Source organism: Salmonella sp. 741265050_HSA (assembly GCF_046569445.1).
Classification (GTDB): Bacteria; Pseudomonadota; Gammaproteobacteria; order Enterobacterales; family Enterobacteriaceae; genus Salmonella; species Salmonella enterica.
The window spans coordinates 1-20,386 of record NZ_JBKFSV010000003.1 but is presented as its reverse complement, the minus strand read 5'-3'; the positions used below and the strand labels follow the sequence as shown (position 1 = coordinate 20,386).

The 20,386-nt window shown below is 51.8% G+C and carries 21 protein-coding genes and 1 rRNA gene; 19 read left to right on the top strand and 3 right to left on the bottom strand.

All coding sequences use genetic code 11. The features are described 5' to 3' along the window. The first annotated feature begins 1 nt into the window (after position 1). Genes ACLD4F_RS08420 through ACLD4F_RS08350 form a run of 15 tightly spaced genes read left to right on the top strand, consistent with a single transcriptional unit; the run spans position 2 to position 11,231 of the window. Positions 2 to 298 carry a phage holin family protein gene (locus tag ACLD4F_RS08420; RefSeq protein ID WP_001154426.1) on the top strand — a complete coding sequence of 99 codons (297 nt, stop codon included), beginning with the start codon at positions 2 to 4 and terminating at the stop codon, positions 296 to 298. Continuing rightward, positions 295 to 636 carry a M15 family metallopeptidase gene (locus ACLD4F_RS08415; RefSeq protein WP_000175558.1) on the top strand — a complete coding sequence of 114 codons (342 nt, stop codon included), beginning with the start codon at positions 295 to 297 and terminating at the stop codon, positions 634 to 636. Before ACLD4F_RS08420 ends, ACLD4F_RS08415 begins: the two co-directional genes overlap by 4 nt. Continuing rightward, on the top strand, positions 636 to 968 hold the full coding sequence (locus tag ACLD4F_RS08410) for a hypothetical protein (protein WP_000376378.1): 333 nt from the start codon (positions 636 to 638) through the stop codon (positions 966 to 968). The genes ACLD4F_RS08415 and ACLD4F_RS08410 overlap by 1 nt, the downstream gene beginning before the upstream one ends. Next, positions 895 to 1,128, top strand: coding sequence for a hypothetical protein (locus tag ACLD4F_RS08405; RefSeq protein WP_001747519.1), 234 nt, complete (start codon positions 895 to 897; stop codon positions 1,126 to 1,128). Before ACLD4F_RS08410 ends, ACLD4F_RS08405 begins: the two co-directional genes overlap by 74 nt. After that, positions 1,115 to 1,372: a putative phage tail assembly chaperone gene (locus ACLD4F_RS08400; RefSeq protein ID WP_000411498.1), complete on the top strand. Its 258-nt coding sequence runs from the start codon at positions 1,115 to 1,117 to the stop codon at positions 1,370 to 1,372. The genes ACLD4F_RS08405 and ACLD4F_RS08400 overlap by 14 nt, the downstream gene beginning before the upstream one ends. After that, positions 1,369 to 1,563, top strand: coding sequence for a DUF6890 family protein (locus ACLD4F_RS08395; RefSeq protein ID WP_371045435.1), 195 nt, complete (start codon positions 1,369 to 1,371; stop codon positions 1,561 to 1,563). The genes ACLD4F_RS08400 and ACLD4F_RS08395 overlap by 4 nt, the downstream gene beginning before the upstream one ends. Next, positions 1,560 to 3,527, top strand: coding sequence for a phage tail tape measure protein (locus ACLD4F_RS08390; protein ID WP_002954295.1), 1,968 nt, complete (start codon positions 1,560 to 1,562; stop codon positions 3,525 to 3,527). The genes ACLD4F_RS08395 and ACLD4F_RS08390 overlap by 4 nt, the downstream gene beginning before the upstream one ends. Next, positions 3,524 to 3,853 (top strand): DUF2590 family protein, encoded by a 330-nt coding sequence (locus ACLD4F_RS08385; RefSeq protein WP_002954296.1) that lies wholly within the window; start codon positions 3,524 to 3,526, stop codon positions 3,851 to 3,853. Before ACLD4F_RS08390 ends, ACLD4F_RS08385 begins: the two co-directional genes overlap by 4 nt. Continuing rightward, a complete protein-coding gene (locus ACLD4F_RS08380; RefSeq protein ID WP_002954297.1) occupies positions 3,850 to 5,034 on the top strand; it encodes a baseplate J/gp47 family protein in 1,185 nt (394 codons plus the stop codon). Before ACLD4F_RS08385 ends, ACLD4F_RS08380 begins: the two co-directional genes overlap by 4 nt. Beyond that, positions 5,027 to 5,614, top strand: a complete 588-nt coding sequence (locus tag ACLD4F_RS08375) for a phage tail protein (protein ID WP_001001824.1) — start codon at positions 5,027 to 5,029, stop codon at positions 5,612 to 5,614. Before ACLD4F_RS08380 ends, ACLD4F_RS08375 begins: the two co-directional genes overlap by 8 nt. 9 nt (positions 5,615 to 5,623) lie before the next feature. Continuing rightward, complete coding sequence (locus ACLD4F_RS08370) at positions 5,624 to 7,738, top strand: phage tail protein (protein ID WP_002954298.1); 2,115 nt, start codon at positions 5,624 to 5,626, stop codon at positions 7,736 to 7,738. 12 nt (positions 7,739 to 7,750) lie between these two features. Further along, complete coding sequence (locus tag ACLD4F_RS08365) at positions 7,751 to 8,296, top strand: tail fiber assembly protein (protein WP_002954299.1); 546 nt, start codon at positions 7,751 to 7,753, stop codon at positions 8,294 to 8,296. Continuing rightward, the gene (locus tag ACLD4F_RS08360) at positions 8,286 to 9,011 is read left to right on the top strand and encodes a hypothetical protein (protein WP_002954300.1); all 726 of its coding nucleotides are present in this window, start codon (positions 8,286 to 8,288) and stop codon (positions 9,009 to 9,011) included. The genes ACLD4F_RS08365 and ACLD4F_RS08360 overlap by 11 nt, the downstream gene beginning before the upstream one ends. Beyond that, positions 8,983 to 9,528 carry a hypothetical protein gene (locus ACLD4F_RS08355; protein WP_000200789.1) on the top strand — a complete coding sequence of 182 codons (546 nt, stop codon included), beginning with the start codon at positions 8,983 to 8,985 and terminating at the stop codon, positions 9,526 to 9,528. Before ACLD4F_RS08360 ends, ACLD4F_RS08355 begins: the two co-directional genes overlap by 29 nt. Next, positions 9,528 to 11,231, top strand: coding sequence for a hypothetical protein (locus ACLD4F_RS08350; protein ID WP_002954301.1), 1,704 nt, complete (start codon positions 9,528 to 9,530; stop codon positions 11,229 to 11,231). Before ACLD4F_RS08355 ends, ACLD4F_RS08350 begins: the two co-directional genes overlap by 1 nt. Before the next feature lie 1,553 nt (positions 11,232 to 12,784). Here ACLD4F_RS08350 and ACLD4F_RS08345 read toward each other — a convergent pair. The 3 genes from ACLD4F_RS08345 to bamD all read right to left on the bottom strand — a co-directional run bounded on the left by ACLD4F_RS08345 (position 12,785) and on the right by bamD (position 14,676). Beyond that, positions 12,785 to 13,171, bottom strand: coding sequence for a hypothetical protein (locus ACLD4F_RS08345; RefSeq protein ID WP_039511383.1), 387 nt, complete (start codon positions 13,169 to 13,171; stop codon positions 12,785 to 12,787). 157 nt (positions 13,172 to 13,328) lie between these two features. Continuing rightward, on the bottom strand, positions 13,329 to 13,667 hold the full coding sequence (gene raiA / locus ACLD4F_RS08340; protein ID WP_000178449.1) for a ribosome-associated translation inhibitor RaiA: 339 nt from the start codon (positions 13,665 to 13,667) through the stop codon (positions 13,329 to 13,331). A gap of 271 nt (positions 13,668 to 13,938) precedes the next feature. Next, positions 13,939 to 14,676, bottom strand: coding sequence for an outer membrane protein assembly factor BamD (bamD, locus tag ACLD4F_RS08335; RefSeq protein ID WP_000197660.1), 738 nt, complete (start codon positions 14,674 to 14,676; stop codon positions 13,939 to 13,941). Between the two features lie 131 nt (positions 14,677 to 14,807). Between bamD and rluD the strand changes: the two genes are divergently transcribed. From rluD to ACLD4F_RS08315, 4 genes are all read left to right on the top strand, one after another. Further along, entirely contained in the window at positions 14,808 to 15,788 is a 981-nt protein-coding gene (gene rluD / locus ACLD4F_RS08330) for a 23S rRNA pseudouridine(1911/1915/1917) synthase RluD (RefSeq protein ID WP_000079130.1), read from the top strand. After that, positions 15,785 to 16,516, top strand: a complete 732-nt coding sequence (gene yfiH / locus ACLD4F_RS08325; RefSeq protein ID WP_411010788.1) for a purine nucleoside phosphorylase YfiH — start codon at positions 15,785 to 15,787, stop codon at positions 16,514 to 16,516. Before rluD ends, yfiH begins: the two co-directional genes overlap by 4 nt. Before the next feature lie 129 nt (positions 16,517 to 16,645). Next, positions 16,646 to 19,219 carry an ATP-dependent chaperone ClpB gene (gene clpB / locus ACLD4F_RS08320; protein WP_411010787.1) on the top strand — a complete coding sequence of 858 codons (2,574 nt, stop codon included), beginning with the start codon at positions 16,646 to 16,648 and terminating at the stop codon, positions 19,217 to 19,219. Positions 19,220 to 19,672: 453 nt separating this feature from the next. Next, positions 19,673 to 20,386, top strand: a 16S ribosomal RNA gene (locus ACLD4F_RS08315); the annotation flags it as partial.

Here is a 20,386-nt window from a genome sequence, read left to right as displayed (position 1 = left end):
GATGCAGGACTATGAAAAGGGATTTATTGCCCTTGTGGTTATGGGGGGGCTGATTGCACTGGGGAAACTACTTAACAGTGACGAGCCGATTACCCTTCGTCTGGTGGCCGGCCGTGTCATTGTCGGGGCCGGGTTATCTGTTATTGCCGGCGTTGCTCTTTACTTTGTACCAAATATTCATCCGCTGGCATTGCTGGGATTTGGTTCTGGTCTGGGGATTCTGGGACAAAACGTGGTGGAAGCATGGTTACGTAAACGTGGATTTGCCGGAATTTTGGGCAAGGGGGTGACAAAGTGACACTGAGCGAAAAACAACAGTTGTTTACCATTATGGTGGCAAATCTGATCCACTGGGCAGAAGAACACGGCTACCGGCTGACGTTCGGGGAGGCTTACCGCACGCCGGAACAGGCGGCGCTGAACGCTAAAAAGGGTAGCGGTATTACCAACAGTCTGCATACCCGGCGTCTGGCGGTGGATTTTAACCTGTTTGTTAACGGCCAGTACCAGACCCGCACAGAGGATTACCTGCCGCTGGGCGAATACTGGGAGTCACTGGGCGGCAGCTGGGGCGGGCGCTTCAAATCCAGGCCGGACGGCAATCATTTCAGTCTGGAACATGACGGGGTTCGCTGATGGATCGTGTGGTGGCGGGCTGGCTTGTGACGGTTGTTCTGGCCTTCTGGGCAGGCTGGAAGGCGGCTAACTGGCAGCGTGACAGTATCGATCTGGCCATCAGCCGGTCAGCCAGCGCTACCGGGGAAACGCTGGCGAGCGTGGCCAGTGAATCCGGGCGAAAACTGGAAGAACAACTGGAGGCTTTGAAAAATGCGCCGCCGCGTGAAATTCGTACGGAGGTGGTTAAACCGGTGTTTACTAACGTGTGCCTGTCTGATGACTTTGTCCGCATGTACAACGACGCCGTCACCAGTACCGAACGTACGTTATCAGGAAAACCTGAAAACTAAATGTGCCACGCAGCTGCCGCGCCTGAATGGCACGCAGGGAAAAGATGCGGCGGAATTACTGACACTTTATCTGGAGTTATACGGGCAGTGTGCTGCACGTCATAACACGCTGGTTGATGAAATTAATTTAAGAGAGAATATTATTTATGGAAAAAATTAATCTGATTGTATGTAAGAAAGAAATTACGTTTGAACCAAATCAGACGGCTTATAATAAATTCATCAATGAAATGGCGATGGATAATAAAGTGGCTCCAGCCCATAGTTATCTTATGCGTATTGTTGTACCAGAGTGTAAAGAAGCGCTGGAAGATATTCTGAAGCGTCCGGGGGCAGCGCTTCAACTTGCAGGGAAAATCAATGAGCTTTATGCGCCAGAGCTGGAAATTGAAGTAAAAAACTGACAAAGCGAGTCCGGTCAATCGAACAGAACGGACTCGAACAATATCTGATTTTACGGCGTCATTATTTACCGCACGGTCAGGATTCCGTGGATGATATTTCCGCCGCTATCTGGCTGGATAATCGCCACTGGGAAAATACGCGCATAGCGGTTGCTAACGGAATAAGCACCGCATTTAAAGGTTCAGGATGAAACAGTTAGATTTTACATTAAGCCTGATTGATAAACTGACGCGCCCGTTAAAGCAGGTGCAGAGCAGTGTCACAGGCTTTGCGGAAAAATCGAAAGCGGCCTTTACGCAGATTGGGGGCGGTGCGCTGGCTTTAGCCGGCACAGGGATGGCCATCAAAGGGGCGTTATCGCCGGCTATTGAGATGTATGACGCACTGAATGACGCTGCGGCAAAAGGGATTGATGATCAGGCTTTAAAGGCTGTCCAGCGTGATGCGCTGCGGTTCAGTATGACCTACGGTGCCAGCGCGGTGGAGTTTGTTAAGTCCACAGAAAATATTAATGCCTCCATTGCCGGCCTCGCCGGTAATGAGCTGCCGAAAGTGACAAAAGTTGCTAATACCCTGGCATTTGCCCTGAGATCCACATCTGCCGAAACGGCGGAATTTATGGGGCAGATGTTCGGTAATTTTTCCGCTGATGCGGAGCGTCTGGGCAAGGTTCAGTTTGCTGAGCAGTTGGCCGGAAAAATGGTGTATATGCGCAAGGTCTTCGGTACCGAAATGGGCACTATCAAAGACCTGATGGAAGGGGCGCGGGGCGTCGGTACCAACTACGGCGTCGGACTGGATGAACAGCTGGCCGTACTGGGGCAGCTTAACCGCACGCTGGGAACGGAAGCCAGCAGCGCTTACGAAGGCTTCATGACCGGAGCCATTGAGGGCGGTAAAAAGCTGGGGCTGTCCTTTACGGATGCCACCGGCAAAATGCTATCCATGCCTGAAATGCTGATCAAGTTACAGGGCAAGTATGGCAAAAGCCTGGAAGGGAACCTGAAAGCACAGGCGGAGCTGGATGCGGCATTTGGTGACAGTTCGGCGGTGGTGAAACACCTGTACGGCAATGTGGCCTTACTGCAACGTAACATCACTGAGCTGGGCGGTTCTGACGGGCTGAAGCGTACACAGAAGATGGCCGGCAAACTGGTGAAACCGTGGGATCGCTTTGTACAGATCCTTAAGTCTGTTCAGACCGTCATTGGACTGACGTTGATCCCCGTCCTGTATCCGGTGCTGAACCGCCTGGCTGATATGGGACAGACCTTTGCCCGCTGGATGCAGTTGTTTCCCAACATTGCGCGTGTTATCGGTTATGCGGCTATGGCGTTGTTGGGGTTTGCTGCTGCCGGCGCAATAGCTAACATCGTTCTGGGCGTCTCAAAACTTATTAAGCTGGGTGCGATTGCTCTCTGGAAGACACTGACTTCAGTCACGAAGATATACACCGCCACCGTCTGGATTGCCTCAAAAGCTGTAGCGGCATGGAATCTGACGCTTAAATTTCTGCGTGGTACGCTTCTTGCGGTTCGTATGGCGGCAATTATGGCCGGAATTGGCATAAATCTGATGAGCTGGCCGGTTCTGCTGGTTATTGGTGCGATTGGCCTGCTGGCAGCAGGGTGTTATCTGCTGATTAAACACTGGGACGATGTACAGGCGGCGGTGATGAATACGGCAGCGTTTACCGCTGTGGCTGGCGTTGTCGAATGGCTTGCCGGTGTGTTCTCGACGGCATGGCAATGGATTAAGGACGGCTGGAACGGCTTTATTAATCTGCTGACGGGATTTTCACCTTCACAGGCATTAAGCGGGATGGCCGATGGTATTGTATCCATGTTTGATAATATCTGGCAGTCCGTTAAAGGTAGCTTCCTGAAATCATGGAACTGGATTGTAGAAAAGTTGAATAAAATACCCGGTGTCAATATTTCGCTGGCTAACGAGTCACCTCCGGCACTGACAACAAATACGCTTTCTACTGGTGGAGAATTAAAAGGAATTGATAAAGGTGGTATCAGTAAATCTGTCAGTAATAACTCAAGGGCTGTGACGGATAACAGCCGGAAAATTAATACTGTCAATATCTATCCAAAAGAAATGATAACGCCGGGGCAGTTAATGGAGTTTCAGGAGCTGGGCGTATGAATGAAATCCTGTATGTTGATTTATTAATTCAGGGAAATGACTTTGTCCTGAATGCCGGTAATGAACCTGAATTATGTAATAACCGTAAAAGTATCGGGCAGGACATTATTCATTCCATTATTGAAAGCGGTCTGGCGACGGAATTAATTGCCGAGAGAAGCCCGACCATGCGGGCAGATATTTTTACCCGTATGGAATTACTGATTGAGGATGATGAACGTATCGTTCCGGGAACAGTGGAAATTGGTGAAGAAAGCCGGACACGGTTGTGGATCACGGCCAGCACTTATGACTTCGGCGGAATATCGGTACAGGTGGATTTATGACGGAAAAGCCACAGGTTGACTTTGAAGAGGCGGTGAAAGCCAGCGGTATGCCGGTGACGGAAGAAGAGATTCGCGATCGCTTTAATGCCATTGCGACGGAGGAGGGAATTATCACGAATACCTCCCGTATGTCTCCGTTCTGGCGACTGGTCACGGCCATTGTAACCGCGCCGGTGATGTGGCTGAAGGAGGTTCTGATCTCCACCGTACTGGCCAATATGTTTGTGGCCACGGCCAGTGGAAGCATGTTACGGCTGCTGGCATGGGCGGTGAATATCACGCCGAAGCCCGCCAGCGCTGCACAGGGCGTTATCCGTTTTTACAAGGAAGACGCCAGCGCCGTGGTGACGGTGAAGGCCGGAACGGTGATACAGACAGAACGTATTAACGGCAGGGTGTATGAACTGGCCATCACGGAAGATGTGGTGATTGCCTCCGGTACCGCCAGCGCACTGCTGCCGGTAAAGGCAACGGGAACGGGCGGCGCATATAACCTTGCGCCGGGATATTACCGCATTCTGCCGGTGGCCGTGGACGGCATCAGCCATGTGGCCAGTGAAGAAAACTGGCTGACCGTACCGGGCGCGGATGAGGAAAGCGATGATGAACTGCGTGAGCGTTGCCGTAACCAGTTTAACCTGGTGGGCAACTACCACACGGACGCGGTGTACCGGTCGATGATTGCCGGTGTTGCCGGACTGAGCATTGACCGGATTTTCTTTGAGCACGAAGCACCGAGGGGGCCGGGGACGGCCAACGCCTATTTATTGCTGGACAGCGGCGTGGCTTCTGCGCCGTTTGTGGATGCCGTAAATGACTATATCAACACGCAGGGGCATCACGGCCACGGGGACGATATGCAGTGTTATGCCATGCCGGAAACCCTGCACGATCTGGCGGTCACTGTCTGGGTCAGGAACCTGAACAACATCAGTGATGATGAACAGAAGCGCCTGAAGGACGGTATTGAAAACCTGATCCGGTGCGCCTTCCGGGAAAATACGGACTATGACGTCAGAAGGACGTGGCCGTATTCACGGTTCTCCTTCTCGCAGCTGGGGCGCGAAATCCATAAAAATTTTCCGGTAACGGAATCGCTGAATTTTTCGCTGGATGACATTGCCAGTGAGCTGAATGTGCCGCGCCTGAAATCGCTTGTGGTGAGTATTGAGAATGAATGAGTTCATGAAAAAACTGGCCGGAATGGTACTTCCCTCCTGGATGGACAGGGGCGAGCCGCGAAAACTGCTGCAAACGGCGCGTCGGTTCTGGGCGGAAGTGTACGGCTGGGTGACGTGGCCACTGAACCAGTTTGATCCGCTGACCTGTACACCGGCGTTACTTAACCTGCTGGCGTATGACCGGGACATTTCCCGCTTTGACGGGGAGCCGCTGGAACTGTTCCGCAGGCGTGTGGCGTATGCCTTCGTGAATGCGCGTGACGCCGGTTCTGTTGAGGGATTTATCAGTATCTTTGAGCGTCTGGGGATCGGGTACGTTGAACTGATGGAGCGCCAGCCGGGTATTGACTGGGATGTGATTCAGGTTCGCGTCACGGACAGCCAGATTGCGACTAACACGCAGCTGATGATCCAGATTATCCGGCAGTACGGGCGGACATGCCGCCGTTACCAGTTTGAAGTGATCACGTCCGAACGGCTGACTATCCGGGCGGGATGGGATCAGGGGGAATATGTGGTTTATCCGGCAGCACTGAGCGGTACGGAAACCAGCAGCGCAACGTACAGCGCAGGGTTATAAGGGGATTATATGTCACAGACAACAATTACACTGGCATTTGAACAGTGGAAAGCGCAACAGGGGGCCACGGGGGAGCCTGTCCTGCTGGATGAATTTGTGTTCGCTAACGTACCGGGACTTGATCCGGATCAGCCGGTTGACCGCAATGAAACCCTGCCACCGGCTGAACAGATTGTTCACCGGCAGGCCGTCAGCCGTAAGGGTGTGGTGAATGACAACGCCGTGGTGCATTCCGTCGTACTGGGGGCGGACGTGGGGGATTTTTCTTTTAACTGGATTGGATTGCTGAATAAAGCCAGCGGTACGCTGGCAATGATTGTTCATGCGCCATTACAGCAAAAACTTAAAACAGCTGAAGGGAAACAGGGGAACGTGCTTACGCGCTCGTTTCTGATGGAATATAACGGCGCACAGGCTGAAACCGGAATTAATACGCCTGCTGAGACCTGGCAGATTGACTTTACCGCACGTATGGCCGGAATGGACGAGCGCCAGCGCCTGGAAAATATCGATATCTTCGGGGCGGCGGCGTTTTTTGGTGACGGCTATCTGGTCGGGAAAAGCGGGAATCAGTTTTATGTGACCAAAGGTACCGGCTATGTGGCAGGGCTGCGCACAACGCTTGCAGAAAACCTGAATATTACCGTGACAACCAGGCCGGTCAAAGTCTGGCTGGATGTATGCTGGACAGGAACGCTTACCAGCGTGTGGGGTGTGCAGTCCCGTATTACGGTTGCTGACAACCTGGCGGATTATGTGCAGAACGGCGTACAGCATTATATGTTTGCGGTGGCGGGTATTGATGAAAACGGCAATATTACGGATTTACGCCCGAAAGGGACGCTGAATGAGCAGCAGGCCAGCGATGCGCTGAGAAAACATGAACAATCCCGTAATCATCCGGACGCCACAACCCGCGAAAAAGGGTTTGTGCAGTTAAGCAGTGATACGAACAGTGAGTCGGAATCACTGGCCGCAACGCCGAAAGCGGTTAAAGCGGCTATGGATAATGCGAACGGGCGTGTCCCGTCAGACCGTAAGGTCAATGGGCATCCATTATCCGGGGATATCACCCTGTGGGCGTCAGATGTGAAGGCTATTTCCGCCGATGCCATTGGACAGATTACCGATAACGGCACGATGGCATCAGCTAATACTCCAGGATGGTGGCGGGTGGCGGTGTCGAATTCTGATACGGTCGCTGATTTTCCGACCTATCCGGATGGCAGCAAGCTGTACAGCTACGGATATATGTTTGTTGAGAAAATCGGGGAAGTCTGGTTTCAGCACTATTACGCGCATATGGGCGCGAACGCAAAGCGCCAGGACTGGGGAACGGTACCGAATACCAGCCGCCCGTGGGTTATTGACTACAACACCGCAAATAAACCTTCAGCCGGTGATGTGGGTGCATTGCCGATTACCGGGGGGCGGATTAATGGGTCTTTAGGCATTGGTACTGATAATGCGCTGGGCGGCAATTCGATTGTATTCGGCGATAACGATACAGGGTTTAAGTGGCACAGTGACGGCGTTCTGGGGATTTATGCCAATAATGCTCTGGTTGGTTATATCGACAATTCCGGGCTGCACATGTCAGTAGATGTTCTCACTAATGGTGCCGTACGCGCAGGCAACGCAAAAAAACTGTCACTGACGAGCAATAATAATTCGACAATGACAGCCACGTTTAATTTATGGGGCGACGCAAACAGGCCAACAGTTATTGAACTGGACGACGATCAGGGGTGGCATCTGTACAGCCAGCGAAATCCTGATGGTTCGATTGTCTTTACGGTCAATGGAGATATCACCGCTAACACACTTCGTGCAGGCGGGGCCATCTACGCCAATAACGGAGACGTATCAGGCACCGTGTGGGGGGGAGGGAATGCAGCCTGGTTGAGCGGCTACCTCTACTCGAATATGGTCAAAGCGATCAGACTCGGCCCGGTGGCGCTTTCTGGCGGTCTGTGGCGTGATTTTCAGCTCGGCGGCGGACAGGTGGTGACGGGGTTCCATACTGACGGTAGCTGGGAAATGGAAGGTGATGATGACAAGGTTTATTACCGTCCCATTCAGTATCTGATTGGTGATACGTGGGTAACGGCACCAAGTGTATAAGAAGGAATAATGATGAAAGCGGAAAGAAACAAAAAGAGCGAACAGTTTTTAAATATTAAAAATTTCATCCCTTATACACCGGATGCATCATTCCCCGGTGCGGCGCATCTTAAATCAGAGGATGGTCAGGACTGGTACGGGTGCCAACAATTATTTTCAGCAGACACGCTGAAAATTACCTACGACGATAACGATGTTATTACGTGTATTACGCGCGATATTTCCGGTTTATGGCCTGCTGGCCAGAGCGTGGCGGAGCTACCTGATACGGATGAAAACCGTTGCGCTGATATTTCAGGCGGCTGGCAGTTTAAAGACGGTAAAGTCGTTCAACGGGTTTATTCGCCGGAAGAGCTGCGTAAAAAGGCGGAGGCTGAAAAAGTTCGCCGCCTTGCTGAGGCTGAATCAGCCATTGCACCACTGGCGCGGGCAGTAAAACTAAAAATTGCCACAGATGAAGAGATTAAACGGCTTGAAGCATGGGAACTCTACAGCGTAATGGTTAACCGTGTGGATACAGCTTCCCCTGACTGGCCGGAGGTACCGGATGTGGCGTGAAGCGCGTCTGGCTTTTACGGATTCTCTGGCTGCGCTGGATTGTTCTGTCGTTCCGGCGCATCCGTGGATTCACGGTCTGGGGCAGCAGACAGATAACGGGGCATACCTGAGTCCGGTCAATGCAATCCATTATCTGGCGGAAAGGCTGGCCGGAACGGGAGGCAATACCGATGTGGTGATCATGATGGTAACGGGACAGACCCATGAAAACTTCATGAAGGGGCTTAACACCCTGGTGGATGTTTTCCCCGCGCCCGCATTCACCCAGGTTAGACGTCTGGCTGAGTCTGCGGCGACACTGGCTACTGAGAAAATGCAGATCCCCGCGAAAGCCGGGGCAGGACTGCCGGTTGCCATTCCGCTGTCCGTTCCGACCAGCAGGGCAGCGTTATCCGCTGCCGCTATCAGTGAGGCGCAGAAAGCGGCTGGCGCCGGATTCAGCCTGGACGGGCTGAAACAACAGCTGGGGGAATTTACGCAACTGCGTGACAGCCTGATTAACGATGTGGCCAGCGGCCTTGCTGATTTGCAGGGGAAAAGCGCCAGGGCATGGGTATTTACGGCCAGTGGCGACACCGCCGCCACCCTTCTGGCGCTGGTAAAGGACATTCCGCAGCCTTCAGCCGTTTATACTGCGGCAATCATGCTGGCCGGAAAAAATCTTGATGGAATAAGGGGCATGATTCATGACGTCGATCCCGACACTGGCGCTTAATGGTGAGGCCATACTGCTGAAAAACATGCGCGTGACCGTTTCCCAGCAGTTTCAGGATAAAGACCAGTCCGGTCAGACCAGCGCGACCACCAAATCAGAGCAGGGGGCAAAGGGCAAAGAGCTGCGTATCAGCGGCGAAATACCCTTTAAAAACCCGGAGATCCTGAAGCGTATTTTTGAACTGGCCAGCGCCACTGATGCAGACGGGAAACGCATGAAATACCGCGTTGCGCATGAGGTGGCCAGAGCGGTGAATTTTCGTGAGGCCACCTTCAGCGGAATGCTGGATGCACCGCCGCAGGACGGGAAAATGGCCTGGCTGGTCACGTTCACCCTGGCGGAACATGTCAGCGTACAGGAGAAGCGGGAAGCCAGGGCAACCGGTAAAACAACGGCAAAAAAACAGACGGCCAGCAGTACGGGACAATCCGGTGGCCAGAGTGCCGGAGAGGATGAAGAAAAACTGACGTGGTTTGAACGCAGGGTGCTGAAGCCCGTCAATGATGCTTTAGGTTAATGATGAAACCAGTAAAACGCCTTTACCTTTCAACGGATGAAATACACCTGGCTGACGCCAGTCTGGTGCTGGAGCTGAACAGCTGTGGACGTGGCTTTATTACGGCACAGACGACCACAGACTACACCGGCAAACTGGTACGGCTGGATGTGGGGTATTCCGGTTTACTTCTGCGCTGGTTTACCGGCTATGTGGAGCGCTCACAGCCTGCCGAAAACGGTTATCAGCGTCTGTTCGTCCGCGAGCTGGCTGGCGTATTTGAGCGGATGTGGCCATGCTCATTCCAGCATCCAACACTGCGCGATGTGGCCGGATGGCTGGAGGAAAACAGCGGGATCAGCATTGCGGTACCGGATGTGCCGTACAGTGATAAACCGATCCCCCATTTCACCCATAACGGGACGGGATACCAGCTGCTGAATAATCTGGGCAGGGCATTCAGTATCACGGATTACATCTGGTATCCATTGCCGGATGGTTCGCTGTATGTCGGCGGCGCAGAAAAGGCGCTGTTTGCCGGACGTCCGGTAGAAATCCCGGCAGAGTTCAGCCAGGGAACGGCGGGCGGTAATTCCATGACATTGCCGGTGATCCAGAGTCTTCGTCCGGGCGTGGACGTGAACGGGGAACGCGTGACCAAAGTTCATCTGACGAATGACACAATGACCATCACGTGGACACCACGGAACCGCGCCACAGGTCAGCCATTACAGAAAACACCGGCGCAGCGTCAGATAGAAAGCCATTACCCGGAACTGGCTTCAGGTCTTCACCTGCCCAAACTGGCCAGGGTGGTGGCACCCAGCGAGGCCGTAAAAAGCGGTAATTTTGCCGACCCGTTCCGGCCACGGTACGCTGTTGACGTGCAGCTGCTTGACGCGGACGGCAACCCGGACAACCAGACGCCGGTATATTCCGCCGTACCGCTGCCGGTGCCAATGGCCGGTAACGATTCGGGAATGTTCCAGTTTCCACCGGAAGGAACGCTGGTAGAAGTGGCGTTTACGGGCGGCAGACCGGACAAGCCCTTTATCAGGCAGACGCTGCCGGATGGCACCAGTCTGCCGGACATTAAGCCCGGCGAACAGCTGCAACAGCAGCGCGCGGAAGTATCGCAACGCGTGACACAGGCAGGAGACTGGGTACGCCAGACGGATCAGACCATCAGTGAAACATCGATGGCGCGGACGGTGAAAGCCGACACGGAACGGCGCGAACTGGTCAGCCGTGAAACCACGGTGAAAGCCACGGATAAAATCACAGTACTGGGTACCGCCACGCTGATGGCCGGAGCCATACAGCAGGTCAGTGCTGGCGACTTCAGCCAGGCGGTAAAAGGAAACCGGCTGGCCAGTATTACAGGAAATGAAGAAACCGAAATCGCCGGGCAGCAGTCCACGAAAGTGGCCGGCGCCATGAATGTTGATGTGGGGGGAACCCTGACAGAAAAGATTGCCGCATTACGTAAATCCGTGGCAGTGGGCGGTCAGCAGATTATGGGGCCAACCGTGCATATCGGTAGCGAGGGCGTAAATACGCTAACCATGATGCTGGACACCATTGATTTACTGGCAGAGCTGGCGCAGCAGTGCGCGAGCCATTCGCACCCCAGTGTCGGTACGCCGACGAACGCGGGCGCATTTAACCAGACGGCAGTGAAGGCCGGACAGACCCGGAGCAAGTACCAGAACATCATCGCCTGATTCTCTCTTTTCAGCCCGCATAATGCGGGCTTTTTTATCCCCACTTTCAGACCGTATCAGACGCATTTTCAGCGTCGTTAATATCTGCCCCCGTTCATCCATTACCTCATTTGTTTCAGTGGCACAGCAAGCCGCTGCGGCTGTCTGTTGGCGACGAAATAACGGCGGAAGTGACGAAAACGGCGCTACACCGCACCCGCCTGCGGTTTTCGTGTTGAGAATGATTTCAGTTTTTCCGGTGGTACAAAACACATCGCCAGACCGCGCCAGTACTGGGGCTTTGACTGCCGAGTGCTAACTGAAATGTGTGAAACAGATTTCAAAGATTTCAGTTTTCAGGCAATTTCCGTCAGGGGCATGAAAACGAAAAAGCCAGATGTGGTGCGGGGTGGTGGTGGATTACGTACCTTTTAACGTAACGATTTTGCACGGGAGTAAACTGATGAACCCTTTAAATACAAGTTGTTGGCAAATTTAAAAACTGAAATCTTTGACTGCGCGTGCCTGACGTTGGCAGGACTTTTGACATAACTTCGTATAATGCTAGAATAAACCCTGTTAGTTGATGAGAATCGCGCTGTTACTGTGGTCTACCAAACTGCCAGTAGCAAATTAAAAGAACCCGGCCTTACCAGCCGGGTTTTTTTTAGCTTCAGTAAACGGTGTGAGTTTAATTTCAGTGTAAATCCCCTTATAATCCGACCTGTTAGTGGAATTCTCGCTCTGGTCAGTTGGAGTGCAATGGCTGCGAAAAGGATTTTCAAGACCTGGCTGAATCAGGGTGGTACCTGTTCAGTGCCTGGGCTGGAGCGCGATTCTCATCAACTAACATCTGATGGAGAGCCAGTCGGACAGGCAGAACAAAGGCAATGACTGGTAAACCGCGCTTCTTTTAGAGGCGAACGGATGAAAGCATTTCTTCAGATTGCTGTCATCGCTCTGAAAGCGATTGTCGCTTTGATTGAGCTGATTCTGGCCTGCTTACCGTAAGCAGCCAGGAAACGTAACTAAGGCCACCGGCTCACCCCCGGTGGCCTTTAACATTTCTGTATCCCCACACCATATCCCGCTTCCCATCTGCCCAGATACGAATCACCAACATTTACACCAACATTATTACTAACAAATCAGGGTGATTTATAGCCAGTTATGAGATTTTCAAAATTTGAATGGGACCATCGGAAAACCGTCACAAACGTCACAAGATTTAAAAATAGTATCTATCTATATGATATTAAATAATAAATAGGTATTACTAAAACCATCACAAAATCATCACAGGAGCATCACAGTGTGACGGTTTTAAATCATCACAATTCTGTTTTATAACTTATTGAGTTTATTAGGTGTGACGGTTTGTGTTGCGTTTTGTGATGGTTTTACCGTCACAACATTTATTCATGATAATCAGATGGTTAAAGGTGGATTTTAAGAGTCGTGATGGTTGTGACGGTTTTCCGATGGCCGTCTTAAATATGAGAGGTGGAGGTGCGCAAACTTTTTAACATTTTGCAGATACAAAAAAGCCCCAGAGAATGGGGCTATTGCTGCGTTTACTGGTCGTCTTGTTTGGGCTTCACAACCACTGATGCCAGTTTGTCGATCAGACGTTCGCAAGCCTCAACATCTTTCAGGCTACGCAATTTTACCTTTGCTGTTTTCGGCTCATCACCGCGAGTGCAAAGATTCAACTCGATTTCAACATCGTTCCTGTTCAGTAATCCCATAATAACCCCTGCTAACTTCCTTGCCTGAGTGGCCACTTCAAAGATGAGACTAAGTCTATCCGGTGCATTGTTGGAAAAGCAAACAGTGTTACTAACGTCAAACCCGTTACTTTTGAAGTAATCTTTTATTGGAGCTGAAAGTTCAGGAGGACAAGCAAGCCTGACGCCGGCCAGTTTTGATTGATGTAGTGGTGCTCCTTCTAACTCTTGCATTTAAGACTCCATATGAAAAAACCCCAGATTCGGGGTTTTTTGTTGTCGATGTGGTCGATATGTGGACGCTGGTTGAAATAAATCCTTTTATTTCAGTGTGCTACGGTGAAATAAAACGCGCCCGAAGGCGCGTTGGCGATACACTCAATGTAAGGGACTACTCTTCTTCTGCTTCGACGAAGCTGGCATCTTTCACCGATGCGGTGGCACGACGGGCTTCGCCTTTGTGCTGCACTTTATTGAGCTGCCGTTCCAGCTTGTTGATCAATTCATTAATAGCGGTGTACATATCTTCGTGTTTTGCGCTGGCGACCAGATGTCCGTTCGGTGTATTAATGGTGGCGTCAGCAATAAAGCCCTGTGGCTCTTTAGACAGAATGATATGAGGATTAATCAGGTGAGTTTGCCATTTTTCCAGTTTGGCGAGACGGTCTGCGACATGTTGGCGGATTGCCGGAGTAATTTCCATTTGTTTACTGGTAATGTTCATTGTCATAAATTTTACCTCTTGTCTTTCCCGTCTTGGTGATTCCAGCATACCGTTCTTAATGTCAAAATGTGTGATGTAAATCACATTATTTTGTCACTTTTTGTCAAGGCGAACTTTTTGTGAGGCATCGCAGGAAGAAGCGATCTTTTACTTGAGGAATGGCTGAAAGCAGGCCATATTTGACTGGATGCGTTGCAGTGAAATCATTTCTGTTGCATCAGATATCGAATAAAAAAACGGCAGCCGGAAGGCTGCCGTTTTGCTTGTTGGTATTGCTTCAGGTGTTTTTGCTGTTAGCGGCAATAATTTTCGCGACTTTGTCAGCCTGCGCATTCAGCTGCATCTGACGATAGGCGTTTTCCATCAGCGGCAACGCATCGCGGGTGGCCTGCGTATCAGGATAATTGCGTAGCATACCTTCTACCCGGTTTACGACCGCAACCCATGCGCCGCGCGCGGTATAGTACTCTGCGACGGAATATTCATATTTCGCCAGACGGTCTTTCAGGAATACCAGACGCTTAGTGGCATCGGTGGTGTACTGGCTATTAGGATAGCTGCGTACCAGTTTCGAAAAGTCATTGAACGCCGCCCGCGCATGTTGCGGATCGCGATCGCTGCGATCGACGCCAAAGAAACCTTGCAGCGCGCTATCATCCAGCGCCATGTTCGTCAGGCCGCGCATGTACATGACATAGTCAATATTAGGGTGCGTTGGATTAAGACGCATAAAACGATCGATGGCGGCCTGCGCTAGCGGCAAATCGGCGTTTTTGTAATAGGCGTAGATAAGATCCAACTGCACCTGCTGAGAATACGGTCCGAATGGATAACGATTATCTAACGCTTCCAATTGCGTTATTGCCTGTTTCCAGTTACCGTCCTGCAGCTTTTGCTGAGCAGTCGCGTAGATTTCATTCGGCGGATTATCGGGCACCTCTTCCTTTGAACCCGAGCAACCCGCCAGAAACAGGCTCAACGTGGCTGCTGCCACCAGATATTTCATGCGCGTCATGACGTTTTGACTTTCCTCAAAATGTTTTACGGGAGATTCTCTGTTCCTGCTCCCGGTTAAGACCAGCTACAATAGCACACTATATTAAACGGCAAAGCCGTAAAACCCAACGTTAAACGAAGAAGCTGTATATGGCACAACGAGTACAACTCACCGCAACGGTCTCCGAAAACCAACTCGGTCAACGCTTAGATCAGGCTTTGGCCGAAATGTTCCCGGATTATTCACGTTCGCGTATAAAAGAATGGATTTTGAATCAGCGCGTGTTGGTCAATGGTCAACTTTGCGATAAGCCAAAAGAAAAAGTGTTAGGCGGCGAGCGGGTGGCTATTGATGCGGAGATCGACGAAGAGATTCGTTTTGAAGCGCAGGATATCCCGTTAGATATTGTTTATGAAGATGACGATATTCTGGTTATCAACAAACCACGCGATCTGGTGGTACATCCTGGCGCGGGTAACCCGGACGGTACGGTACTGAACGCGTTGCTACATTATTATCCGCCGATTGCGGATGTTCCGCGCGCGGGCATTGTGCATCGTCTGGATAAGGACACGACGGGGCTGATGGTGGTGGCCAAAACCGTTCCGGCGCAAACGCGCCTGGTGGAGTCTTTGCAGCTGCGCGAGATCACCCGCGAATATGAAGCGGTCGCGATCGGACATATGACGGCGGGAGGAACGGTGAATGAACCCATCAGTCGTCACCCGACCAAACGTACCCATATGTCGGTGCATCCCATGGGCAAACCGGCGGTGACCCACTACCGCATTATGGAACATTTCCGTGTGCACACGCGTCTTAGGTTGCGTCTGGAGACCGGGCGTACGCACCAGATCCGCGTGCATATGGCGCATATTACGCACCCGTTAGTGGGCGATCAGGTCTACGGTGGTCGTCCACGTCCACCGAAAGGCGCATCGGAAGAGTTTATTTCCACGTTGCGTAAGTTTGACCGCCAGGCGCTTCATGCAACGATGCTGCGTCTCTACCATCCTGTATCGGGTATCGAAATGGAGTGGCACGCGCCGATTCCACAAGATATGGTGGACCTTATCGATGCGATGCGCGCCGATTTCGAAGATCATAAAGATGATGTGGACTGGTTATGAATGCACTGATTGTCCCGCAGTGGCCGCTGCCGAAAGGCATCGCAGCCTGTAGTTCTACCCGTATTGGCGGGGTGAGTTTATCGCCTTACGATTCGCTGAATCTGGGCGCGCATTGCGGCGATAACCCGGAGCATGTTGAAGAGAACCGCAAGCGTCTGTTTGCGGCGGGCAATCTGCCTTCGAAACCTGTCTGGCTTGAACAGGTTCACGGTAAAAATGTGTTGAGGCTTACCGGAGAACCTTATGCCTCCAAACGTGCGGATGCGTCTTACAGTAATACGCCAGGAACCGTCTGCGCGGTAATGACGGCAGACTGCCTGCCTGTGCTATTCTGTAACCGTGAGGGAACAGAAGTGGCGGCGGCTCATGCGGGCTGGCGCGGATTATGTGAAGGCGTACTGGAGGAAACTGTCACCTGCTTTGCTGACAAACCAGAAAATATCATCGCCTGGTTAGGTCCGGCGATCGGCCCGACCGCGTTTGAAGTGGGGCCGGAAGTGCGTGACGCATTTTTAGCAAAAGATGCGCAAGCCGATAGCGCATTTTTGCCGCACGGGGAAAAATTTCTGGCGGATATTTATCAGCTTGCACGCCAACGTCTGGCGAATACCGGCGTTGAACATGTCTATGGCGGGGATCGCTGCACCTTTAGCGAAAGTGAGACTTTCTTCTCTTATCGTCGCGACAAGACGACAGGTCGTATGGCAAGTTTTATTTGGCTGATATAACCTAAAGAATCAAGACGATCCGGTACGGGTAACTTTCTTTTCACATAATTCAGGTCATTCACCTTGAATAATTGAGGGATGACCTCATTTAATCTCCAGTAGCAATTTTGACCTGTTATGGGAGGAGTTATGCGTCTGGATCGTCTTACTAACAAATTCCAGCTTGCTCTTGCCGATGCCCAGTCGCTTGCGCTGGGGCACGACAACCAATTCATCGAACCTCTTCATTTAATGAGCGCCTTGCTGAACCAGGAAGGGGGATCGATACGTCCTTTATTAACCTCCGCCGGCATTAATGCTGGCCAGTTGCGCACCGCTATCGATCAGGCGCTGAGCCGTTTACCGCAGGTGGAAGGCACCGGCGGCGACGTACAGCCTTCTTCGGAACTGGTACGCGTACTGAACCTTTGCGACAAGCTGGCGCAAAAACGGGGGGACAATTTTATTTCGTCAGAGCTGTTTGTTCTGGCGGCGCTTGAGTCTCGCGGCACGTTAACCGATCTGCTGAAATCAGCCGGTGCGACCACGGCCAATATCACTCAGGCAATTGAACAGATGCGCGGAGGTGAAAGCGTGAACGATCAAGGGGCTGAAGACCAACGTCAGGCCTTGAAAAAATATACCGTCGATCTGACCGAGCGGGCTGAACAAGGTAATCTTGACCCGGTAATTGGTCGTGATGAAGAAATTCGCCGTACCATTCAGGTACTGCAACGTCGTACTAAAAACAACCCGGTGTTAATCGGTGAGCCAGGGGTCGGTAAAACGGCAATTGTTGAAGGACTGGCGCAGCGCATTATTAACGGTGAAGTCCCTGAAGGCTTAAAAGGTCGTCGCGTACTGGCGCTGGATATGGGCGCGCTGGTGGCCGGGGCGAAATATCGCGGCGAATTTGAAGAGCGTCTGAAAGGCGTGCTGAACGATCTGGCGAAACAGGAAGGCAACGTCATCCTGTTTATCGACGAGCTGCACACCATGGTTGGCGCAGGTAAGGCCGATGGCGCAATGGACGCCGGGAATATGCTGAAACCGGCGCTGGCGCGTGGTGAACTGCACTGTGTGGGCGCCACCACGCTGGATGAATACCGTCAGTACATTGAAAAAGACGCGGCGCTGGAACGTCGTTTTCAAAAAGTGTTTGTCGCAGAACCTTCAGTGGAAGACACCATTGCTATTCTGCGTGGCCTGAAAGAACGTTACGAGCTGCATCACCATGTGCAGATCACTGACCCGGCGATTGTGGCGGCGGCAACATTGTCTCATCGCTATATCGCCGACCGTCAGTTGCCGGATAAAGCTATCGACCTGATCGATGAAGCGGCATCCAGCATTCGTATGCAGATTGACTCTAAGCCGGAGGAGCTGGACAGGCTCGACCGCCGCATTATTCAGCTCAAACTGGAACAGCAGGCGTTGATGAAAGAGTCTGACGAGGCGAGTAAAAAACGTCTCGATATGCTGAATGAAGAACTGGACGATAAAGAGCGTCAGTACTCTGAGCTGGAAGAAGAGTGGAAAGCGGAAAAAGCGTCGCTCTCTGGTACGCAAACTATTAAAGCGGAGCTGGAGCAGGCGAAGATCGCCATCGAGCAGGCGCGTCGCGTTGGCGACCTGGCGCGAATGTCTGAACTGCAGTACGGCAAAATTCCGGAGCTGGAAAAACAGTTGGAAGCCGCGACCCAGTCGGAAGGTAAAACCATGCGTCTGTTACGTAACAAAGTAACGGATGCAGAAATTGCCGAAGTGCTGGCGCGCTGGACCGGTATTCCGGTTGCCAGAATGCTGGAAGGCGAACGCGAAAAACTGTTGCGTATGGAACAAGAGTTACACAGCCGTGTGATCGGGCAGAATGAAGCCGTTGAAGCAGTATCGAACGCCATACGTCGTAGCCGCGCGGGGCTGTCCGATCCGAATCGTCCGATTGGTTCCTTCCTGTTCCTGGGGCCGACGGGGGTCGGTAAAACCGAACTGTGTAAAGCGCTGGCTAACTTTATGTTCGACAGCGACGACGCGATGGTGCGTATCGACATGTCTGAGTTTATGGAGAAACACTCCGTGTCTCGTTTGGTCGGGGCGCCTCCAGGATATGTCGGCTATGAAGAAGGCGGTTATTTGACGGAAGCGGTGCGCCGTCGTCCTTATTCCGTCATCTTGTTGGATGAAGTGGAAAAAGCGCATCCGGATGTATTCAACATTCTGTTGCAGGTGCTGGACGACGGTCGGCTGACTGACGGGCAGGGGAGAACGGTCGACTTCCGTAATACGGTGGTTATTATGACTTCTAACCTCGGTTCCGATCTCATTCAGGAGCGCTTTGGCGAACTGGATTACGGTCGAATGAAAGAGATGGTGCTGGGTGTGGTTAGCCAAAACTTCCGTCCGGAATTTATCAACCGTATTGATGAAGTTGTGGTATTCCATCCGTTAGGTGAGCAACACATCGCTTCTATTGCTCAGATCCAGCTGCAGCGTCTGTACAAACGTCTGGAAGAACGTGGTTATGAAATCCATATCTCCGACGAGGCGCTGAAACTGTTGAGCGCCAACGGTTACGATCCGGTCTACGGGGCGCGTCCGTTAAAACGTGCTATTCAACAGCAGATCGAAAACCCACTGGCGCAGCAAATCCTGTCTGGTGAACTGGTTCCTGGCAAAGTGATTCGCCTTGAAGCCAATGATGATCGTATTGTGGCAGTGCAGTAAGTCACAAATTTGAATAAAACGGGCCCTGACGGGCTCGTTTTTGTTTAAAAACCAGGCAAAAATAGGCTTTTGGTTCAAATGTTGTTTGAAAAGTGAACGGTTGAGCTTTTTTTTGCATTTAGGTCTTGTCAGGCTCTAATAACTCCCTATAATGCGCCACCACTGACACGGAACAACGGCATACAGGCCGCTGGGTCAGAAAGACTTCGTTAAGAAGTCTGTGAGGAAAGCGAAAATAAAGGCTTGACTCAAAAAGAGGAAAGCGTAATATGCGCCACCTCGCGACGGTGAGCTGAAAGCCGCGTCGCACCTGCTCTTTAACAATTTATCAGACAATCTGTGTGGGCACTCGAAGATACGGATTCTTGACGTCGCAAGACGAAAAATGAATACCAAGTCTCTGAGTGAACACGTAATTCATTACGAAGTTTAATTCACGAGCATCAAACTTTTAAATTGAAGAGTTTGATCATGGCTCAGATTGAACGCTGGCGGCAGGCCTAACACATGCAAGTCGAACGGTAACAGGAAGCAGCTTGCTGCTTTGCTGACGAGTGGCGGACGGGTGAGTAATGTCTGGGAAACTGCCTGATGGAGGGGGATAACTACTGGAAACGGTGGCTAATACCGCATAACGTCGCAAGACCAAAGAGGGGGACCTTCGGGCCTCTTGCCATCAGATGTGCCCAGATGGGATTAGCTTGTTGGTGAGGTAACAGCTCACCAAGGCGACGATCCCTAGCTGGTCTGAGAGGATGACCAGCCACACTGGAACTGAGACACGGTCCAGACTCCTACGGGAGGCAGCAGTGGGGAATATTGCACAATGGGCGCAAGCCTGATGCAGCCATGCCGCGTGTATGAAGAAGGCCTTCGGGTTGTAAAGTACTTTCAGCGGGGAGGAAGGTGTTGTGGTTAATAACCGCAGCAATTGACGTTACCCGCAGAAGAAGCACCGGCTAACTCCGTGCCAGCAGCCGCGGTAATACGGAGGGTGCAAGCGTTAATCGGATTTACTGGGCGTAAAGCGCACGCAGGCGGTCTGTCAAGTCGGATGTGAAATCCCCGGGCTCAACCTGGGAACTGCATTCGAAACTGGCAGGCTTGAGTCTTGTAGAGGGGGGTAGAATTCCAGGAGTAGCGGTGAAATGCGTAGAGATCTGGAGG